Annotated in this window: 4 protein-coding genes and 1 pseudogene; 4 read left to right on the plus strand and 1 reads right to left on the minus strand. The window is 60.1% G+C overall.

The genetic code is table 11. The features are described from left to right. Nucleotides 1–176: 176 nt before the first annotated feature. The 3 genes and pseudogenes from ACREC7_RS15710 to ACREC7_RS15720 form a co-directional block, all read left to right on the plus strand. A complete protein-coding gene (locus ACREC7_RS15710; RefSeq protein ID WP_431556632.1) occupies nt 177–1,709 on the plus strand; it encodes an acyl-CoA carboxylase subunit beta in 1,533 nt (510 codons plus the stop codon). 2 nt (nt 1,710–1,711) lie between these two features. Then, nucleotides 1,712–2,476 (plus strand): endonuclease NucS domain-containing protein, encoded by a 765-nt coding sequence (locus tag ACREC7_RS15715; protein ID WP_431556633.1) that lies wholly within the window; start codon nt 1,712–1,714, stop codon nt 2,474–2,476. Nucleotides 2,477–2,803: 327 nt separating this feature from the next. Beyond that, nucleotides 2,804–2,932, plus strand: a pseudogene (locus tag ACREC7_RS15720) (carboxyl transferase domain-containing protein); the annotation flags it as partial. 237 nt (nt 2,933–3,169) lie between these two features. On the opposite strand, the gene ACREC7_RS15725 reads toward ACREC7_RS15720, so the two are convergent. Beyond that, a complete protein-coding gene (locus ACREC7_RS15725; RefSeq protein ID WP_431556634.1) occupies nt 3,170–3,460 on the minus strand; it encodes an EF-hand domain-containing protein in 291 nt (96 codons plus the stop codon). A 198-nt stretch (nt 3,461–3,658) separates the two neighbouring features. Here ACREC7_RS15725 and ACREC7_RS15730 point away from each other — a divergent pair, with 198 nt between their 5' ends. After that, the gene (locus ACREC7_RS15730; protein ID WP_431556635.1) at nt 3,659–3,910 is read left to right on the plus strand and encodes a twin-arginine translocation signal domain-containing protein; all 252 of its coding nucleotides are present in this window, start codon (nt 3,659–3,661) and stop codon (nt 3,908–3,910) included. Nucleotides 3,911–4,894 lie beyond the last annotated feature (984 nt).

Here is a 4,894-nt window from a genome sequence, read left to right on the forward strand (position 1 = left end):
GCTTAAAGCGGCGCCGAGGGGGGTGAGGCGCGTTCCGCAGGACATGTCCTTTTTTGATTAACCCCGCTCCCTAACCCTCCCCCTCAAGGGGGGAGGGAATGCCCGCGCCATTTGCGCCACTGCAACCCCATGCTATTGACCGTCATGGTTGCGTCACACCGGGCTTGGGGAGCGGCATGAAGGAAGTCCTGGAAGAGCTTGAAATCCGGCGTGGGCGGGCGCGGGAAGGCGGCGGGCTGAAACGCATCGAGGCGCAGCATGCCCGCGGCAAGCTCACCGCGCGGGAGCGGCTCGAGATCCTGCTCGACGAGGGCTCCTTCGAGGAGTTCGACATGTATGTCGAGCACCGCTGCATCGAGTTCGGCATGGAGGGGAGCAAGGTCCCCGGCGACGGCGTGGTCACCGGCTGGGGCACCATCAATGGCCGGGTGACTTACGTCTTCGCCAAGGACTTCACCGTGTTCGGCGGCTCGCTGTCGGAGGCGCATGCCGAGAAGATGGTCAAGATCCAGGACATGGCGCTGCAGAACCGGGCGCCGATCATTGGCCTGTTCGACGCCGGCGGCGCCCGTATCCAGGAAGGCGTGGCCGCGCTCGGCGGCTATGGCGAGGTGTTCACCCGCAACGTGCTCGCGTCGGGCGTGATCCCGCAAATCTCGGTGATCATGGGCCCATGCGCCGGCGGCGACGTCTATTCGCCGGCCATGACCGACTTCATCTTTATGGTCAGAGACACCTCCTACATGTTCGTCACCGGCCCCGACGTGGTGAAGACGGTGACCAAGGAGGAGGTGACCGCCGAGCAGCTTGGCGGGGCGAGTGTGCACACCACCAAGTCGTCGATCGCCGACGGCGCCTATGACAACGACGTCGAGACGCTGCTGCAGATGCGGCGGCTGATGGATTTCCTGCCGTCCAACAATCAATCTGGCGTGCCCGAGCTGCCGACGCGCGACCCTTGGGACCGCTTCGAACATTCGCTCGACACGCTGATCCCCGACAATCCGAACAAGCCCTACGACATCAAGGAGTTGATCCTCAAGGTCGTCGACGAGGGCGACTTCTTCGAGATCCAGGCTTCGTTCGCCAAGAACATCGTGGTCGGCTTCGCGCGGCTCGAGGGGCGCACCATCGGCATCGTCGCCAATCAGCCGATGGTGCTGGCCGGCGTGCTCGATAGCGACGCCTCGCGCAAAGCCGCGCGCTTCGTCCGCTTCTGCGACTGCTTCAACATCCCCATCGTCACCTTCGTCGACGTGCCTGGCTTCCTGCCCGGCACCGACCAGGAATATGGCGGTCTCATCAAGCATGGAGCGAAGCTGCTGTTCGCCTTCACCGAGGCCACGGTGCCGAAGGTGACGGTGATCACGCGCAAGGCCTATGGCGGCGCCTACGACGTGATGAGCTCAAAGCATATCAGGGGCGACGTGAACTACGCCTGGCCGTCCGCCGAGATCGCGGTGATGGGAGCCAAGGGCGCGGTCGAGATCCTCTATCGTTCCGAGCTCGGCGACGAGAAAAAGATCAAGAAGCGCATCGACGAATACCAGACGCGTTTCGCCAATCCGTTCGTCGCGGCCGAGCGCGGCTATATCGACGAGGTGATCCTGCCGCATTCGACGCGCAAGCGCGTGGCGAGAGCGCTCCAGATGCTGCGCAACAAGCAGCTCGCCAACCCCTGGAAGAAGCACGACAACATCCCGTTGTAGCCATGACCATCTATGACAAGCCTACGAAAGTTCTCATGCAAGAGTTTGCTGATCAGCAGGTTTCGCCAGGGCAGGTGTTCGATAAAAAACAAGCGGTAGATTGGTTTGCGTCGCGATACCCTGAACTTAGGCCGACCACGGTCCAGATGCATGTTGAGGGAATGGCTGTCAATTCGGGCGCGCGGAAGCACCATCCAAGCATCAAGCCGGGATCGGGGCACGATCTCTTCTACAAAGTAGCCCCCGGAAAATTCCGCCTCTGGGATTCCAAGACAGACCCATCGCCTATTTATCGTGGCTTGGTGTCTTCAACGTCAGATTCGGTAGAGCCGGATATTGAGGAAACTGATACCAACGGTCAGGCTTCGAGTGAGTTTGCCTTCGAGAGGGACCTCAGGAACTACTTGGCTAAGAACCTGAATTCGGTGGAGCCGGGCCTGAAGCTTTTTCAGGAAGAAGAGTTCAACGGCGTCGAATATCCAGTGGGCGGTCGGTTCATCGACATTCTAGCAAACGATTCACGAGGTCGCTTTGTTATTATCGAGCTCAAGGTCTCTCGTGGATACGAGCGCACGATTGGGCAACTCCTCCGATATATGGCCTGGGTAAAGTCGAACTTGGCGTCTGGAGAGCCGGTCCGTGGAATGATCGTCGCTAGTGAAATTACCGACGATCTCAAGATGGCGGCATCGTTGCTCCCCGATGTGGCTCTGGTGGAGTATGAGATTGCTTTCAAGCTGAAGCCGCTAATGCTGACGGCCCGCTAGGGTAGGAGGCGATGATCGAGTTTTCAGGCGATGACGTCAGCTACATCTTTTGGGTCAAAGCCTATCCGCAGGGCTTTGTCATGAATGTGCGCATGAGTCCCGACCCGCACTATGTCGTTCTCCACCGAGCCAACTGCCGCAGCATTTCGGACGACCGTCGTGTGCCTGGCGCATATACGGCGAGGCACTATCGAAAGCTGTGTTCCTTGAGCTTGTCCAATCTGAGCAACGCAGCCAAGAGGGAAGGGCGTCCTGACGGTTCCTTTTCCAAGCGCTGCGCCTTGTGCAAGCCATAGAACGTCAGCTGAGTCGTGAGGCGAAGAATTGGAGCGCGGCTATATCGACGAGGCGATCATGCCGCACTCAACTCGCAAGCGCGTTGCCCGCGCGCTCCAGATGCTGCGCCACAAGCGCCTCGAGAACCCCTGGAAGAAGCACGACAACATCCCGCTGTAGTGCTTCTGTGCACGCGATTTGGCGGGTGACGCTAGGCGTCGGCTGATGATCCGAAGCGGACGTAAAGCTGCACCCCCACCCGTGTAGGTTTCCATCAGATGCTAGCGAGTAGTCGCTCGACGTCTGACCGTTCTGGCCTCAGGTGTGGACTGACGACTCCTTGAGGCTCCCCGAAAGCGGGCGTCAGAAGGAACCGGTCTCTGCCATGCAAAGCCGGCTTTCTCTCGACGTCTTATTTTACTGTTTTGTGTTTTTCACAAGGCCCTTGCCGCAAGCGGCCTTGAACTCATCCGCTGTGATGTTGCCGTCTCCATCGACGTCAACCATTGAAAAGTTGACGATATAGGGTACTGCCTGATCTTTCGATAGGGTTGCCCCATTCGGCGACGCCATCGTCCATACAGTCTGACATTGAGCGTCATCGAGGACGGCGCTTGGCCGACCTGAAGTCATGGTATTTGTTCCTTGGGCGAGGGCATAGCCAGCACCAGAAAGCAGTGCCGCGGATGTCAGAATTGCTAGCCTCATGTTCTACTCCCTACGCAGCTTATGAACCCTCCAGGCTAAGATATTATAGACGGTGGACATGGTCTCGCCCAATAGCTGCGCCATTTGCTCGCAGTCATGGCTGCTTCTGGCAGACGTCCAATCGCCCAACGCATCGCGCTATTCGTGCTAGTAATGAGTGGGTGCGGAGAAGGCTCGGTGTAAACGAGGAGCAGACCCATGAAGGCAATTGATCGCCGCGACTTGCTGAAGGGAATCATGTGTGGCGCCGCCGTTGCCACTCTGGGCTTGGCTGCCTTGCCGGAAGAGGCGAAGTCCCTGCCCGCGGCAGCCATCAAGGATGGAGTCGTGGAGCCCGAAGACCTCATCGAGGAGGCCAGGGTAACTGTTCACGTGCATCCGCGTCGTCGACGCCATCGCCACTGGCGTTGCTGGTGGCACAGGGGACGTCGCGTGTGCGGTTGGCGCTGATAGCGCATGCCGAGACGTCTGCCTTTGGCACTTAGCGGACGTTAGCGGCTGCAATTATCCCCGCGCCCCGCGCCTCCCTTACACTCGCACCACATCGTCCACTGAAGGGCGCGCTCTCTCGCGGCCGGAAACTGGGTCGCACCTCAACCGAGGATAGCGAACTAGGCGCGAAGGATGTCTGCTTCTGGGACAAAGAAGACCTCCGCACCATTTATCCCCGCCCTTCGCGCCTCGGTTACACTCCGCCCATCCCTCGTCCATGAGGACGCGAGCTGCAGACCGACTGCCTCTCGGGATGAGGGTCGCGGCGCCCGAGGAAGGCGCGGGGACGACACGGCCCGAGTGGATAGCAAGCCGTGACCTCGCGTCAGAGTAACGGTACGGCCTCGGGGGTCTTAAGATCCGCCCACCGCCGTGGGAACCGGCGGTCATCGGGTGAGGCTTGCGTGCCTTTCGCGCGCGGGCCTGTGCCATCTGCGTGGGGTAAGGCGGCGGAACGAGGCTTCAATATCGCCGCATAAGCGGGGCGCCGAGAGGCTGCCCTAAAACTCGAGTAGGATCGCGGCCGCTCTGCGCCCCGCAAGTCCTCACTTTGTTGCAAACTCCGGATGCTGAATGCATCGCGGCATTACACTTGTCATGCCCGCGCAGGCGGGCATCCAGTAACCATTGGAGTCGCAAGACAGTTGAGGCCGCGATTACTGGATTGCCCGGTCAAGCCGGGCAATGACAATGTCGGAGGGGCCTAAATGCCCAGGCGTGCTACCCTCGCCGATACGCCTGGTAATAGAGGCTCGGTCAAAAACACGACTTCAGGTAAGGAGCTGTAGAATGAAACGCACGCACGTCATGATCGGTTTCGCGTCGCTTGCCGGCGCCGCCCTCATTGCCGGCTCGGCGCTTGCGGTGCCAGCCGTCTTTTCCCCCACCGGTCACCTCAATGTGCGCAGCGGTCCCGGCTTCCAATATGGGGTGGTGGCTCAC

It is taken from the genome of Methyloceanibacter sp. (assembly GCF_050728395.1).
GTDB lineage: Bacteria > Pseudomonadota > Alphaproteobacteria > Rhizobiales > Methyloligellaceae > Methyloceanibacter.